This is a genomic window from Aeromonas sp. HMWF017 (genome assembly GCF_003061465.1).
GTDB lineage: Bacteria > Pseudomonadota > Gammaproteobacteria > Enterobacterales > Aeromonadaceae > Aeromonas > Aeromonas veronii.
The window spans coordinates 103,575-106,445 of the sequence record NZ_QAJD01000062.1; the positions used below are offsets into that span (position 1 = coordinate 103,575).

General features: G+C 53.8%; 2 protein-coding genes and 1 pseudogene. All 3 read right to left on the reverse strand.

Translation table 11 applies throughout. The annotated features are described in order from the left end of the window. Positions 1–142 precede the first annotated feature (142 nt). Complete coding sequence (locus DBR30_RS05905) at positions 143–679, reverse strand: cell division protein ZapC (RefSeq protein ID WP_108542394.1); 537 nt, start codon at positions 677–679, stop codon at positions 143–145. A gap of 90 nt (positions 680–769) precedes the next feature. Beyond that, positions 770–1,780 carry a quinone-dependent dihydroorotate dehydrogenase gene (gene pyrD / locus DBR30_RS05910; RefSeq protein WP_058052583.1) on the reverse strand — a complete coding sequence of 337 codons (1,011 nt, stop codon included), beginning with the start codon at positions 1,778–1,780 and terminating at the stop codon, positions 770–772. Positions 1,781–1,857: 77 nt separating this feature from the next. Beyond that, positions 1,858–2,871, reverse strand: a pseudogene (locus DBR30_RS21720) (NAD-glutamate dehydrogenase); the annotation flags it as partial.

Consider the following 2,871-nt stretch of genomic DNA (forward strand, 5'->3'; position numbering starts at 1 on the left):
GACAGAAGGTGAGTCAACAGAACGTGCGGAGGACAGCAAACAAAATAACCCAATGGCAAACAAATCGGTAAACCAAATAGCCTTCAAACAAGGAGGTCAGCATCGTCCAAGATAACAGCAAGAGGATTAACAGAATGTGGGTTCAACTGACCTGACGATATTGCTCGGTCACGGTAATACGCGGTTTCATCCGGTTATTCATCACCTTGATCACCCCGAAACGCGGCAGGGTTTTGCTGGTGGTCAATACCAGATCGGCAGTAAGATTCAAACAAACGCTGGCCTGCTCCCCTGCCTCAATGACCATAAATTCGCCACTGCCATGGGGTGTATTCATCACGACCAGATCACCGTTTTGCGGGATCACTTGCGGATGCTGTTCACTAAAAAACCAGCTTTGCGGCATCAGGGGTTTATAAAAGCGACTGACCGCGATGGCATTAAGCACCAATTGCACCTGATGGGGAATACTCCACTCAAGTTCGGCTGCTTTATCCATCAACTGATAATAGAGGGCGGCATCATCGACACAAAAAGGTTGAGTCGCAAACGAACTGGGCACCAATTGTCGCCCTTTATACTCGGTCGCAAATAACATGTTATCAGACAGGTCCAACATCAGACGGTCACTCTGGGCATCATAGTGCCATTGCCAGCTATCGGTCGGTTGGATAAACATGTTGGAGCCCTTACTTGATAATTACCAGTTGACTTTATTCCATATGCAGGAAATCAGCAACGTCAAATAAAGGGCTCCGCCATCTATTTCTTAAATATTGGTCACAATCTCTTTGACCAACCCCGGTCCTTTATAAATAAAGCCGCTATAAATTTGTACCAGACTGGCACCGGCGGCCAATTTTTCACGGGCGGCCATGGCACTATCAATACCACCCACCCCGATAATTGGCAGAGCACCATTGAGCGCCTTGGCCAGATGACGGATCACCTCGGTACTCTTGTGCTGCAGCGGACGACCACTCAGGCCACCCGCTTCACCGGCGTGGGGCATGTCATAAATCATCTCGCGCTCGAGGGTTGTATTGGTGGCGATAACCCCATCAATACCATTCCGTACCAACGAAGCGGCCACCTGATCTATTTCTTCAAGGCTTAAATCTGGGGCAATTTTAACCGCCAGCGGCACATACTTTTTATATTGGGCGGCCAACTCTTGCTGACGCACCTTGAGGGCGGCCAGCAATTCATCCAGCGCCTCGCCATATTGCAGCGAACGCAACCCCGGGGTGTTGGGGGAAGAGATATTGACGGCAATATAACCGGCGTGATCATAAACCTTGTCCATGCAGATCAGGTAATCATCCTTGCCCTGTTCGATGGGAGTATCTTTGTTCTTGCCGATATTAATGCCGATGACCCCCTGATATTTGGCCTCTTTCACCTTGGCCACCAGATGATCCACCCCCTTGTTGTTGAATCCCATCCGGTTGATGATCCCCTCTGCCGGAATAACCCGGAACAGACGAGGCTTGTCATTGCCGCTCTGGGGTCTGGGGGTGACGGTGCCTACCTCGATAAAGCCAAATCCCATGGCGCCCAGCGCGTCAATGCACTCACCATCTTTATCCAGACCGGCCGCCAATCCCAGCGGATTGGCAAAAGAAAGCCCCATGACAGTGACGGGGCGTTTCGGCAAATTCTGGCGGAAGAAACAATCGAGTGGCGTACCGAGAAGGCGGGGCAAATATTTCATGGAGAGATCGTGAGCCTGTTCCGGATTGAGTTTGAACAGGAAATGCCTGGCGATGGGGTACAACATCTTTGCTCCTTAAAGAAAGCCCCGGCAACTGGCCGGGGCTTTGGGTGTAATGTCGGTGTCATGCCTTAATCTGGCAGTTAAAGCGCCCGACAATTCAACTGGAGCAGGTTCAACTCTCGCAAGGCCACCGAGAACTTGGCGAACTCGTGGGTGCTGGTGGTCTTGAAGTCGGCCAACATATGGGTCCAACGGGACAAGAGTTGCTCATGCTCCGAAATCCAGTCGGCCAGTATGGTAGCGCATTCTCCCTGATCTTTGCACCCTTCCAGTACCACAGAAGTGAGACTGCGTTGCTGCCAGTCAAGATCTTCGCGGAAGGAGGCCCGCGCCATCGCCTGCCAGTGGTTGCCAACCGGCTGATGGTTGATCTGGTCGAGGAACCAATGCAGATCCAGTTTGGCACCAAGGCGATAGTAAACGTTGGCGGCGCGCAGGATATCGGTTTTGTGCTCGGCGGCAATCTGCGCCAGATCCAGACTGGAGAAAAGGCTGCTCATATGGGCGACCTGACGGGCAATGGCCTCCGGCACCTGTTTCTCCATCCACTTGGAAACAGCCTGACGATGCTCAGCCACTTCGCTCTCATCCATCACCTCGTAGAGGTGCTTCCCTAAGGTCTCGAACGCCGGGCGGAAGAAGGCGATATTCTCGCTGATGCTCCAGCTGCGATTGCGGGCGCGCAGGAACCAGCGGGTGGCACGGCGCACGATGCGGCGGCTGTAGAACATCAGCTCGAGCTGAGTCTGGGCATCAACCAGGTTGTCGCCCCCTTCGATATCGCGCCACAGCTGGTTCATGCCAAACACTTCGCGGGCCATGGCGAAGCAGCAAGCCACTTCGGCGACCGAGGCACCGGTCTCGTCCTTCATCCGGCTGGCGAAGTTGAGCCCCATGTCGTTAACCAGCATGTTGGCCACCCGGGTAGCGATTATCTCGCCGCGTAGCGGGTGATCGGCCAGTTGGGCACCAAACTGCTGCTGTACTTTGGCCGGGAAGCTGGTGACCAGCATGTTGGCGAGGAAGGGCTCGTCGGTCACTTCCGGGCAGTTGAGCTGCTCTTTCAGCACCATCTTGCCGTAGGCCACCAGCAC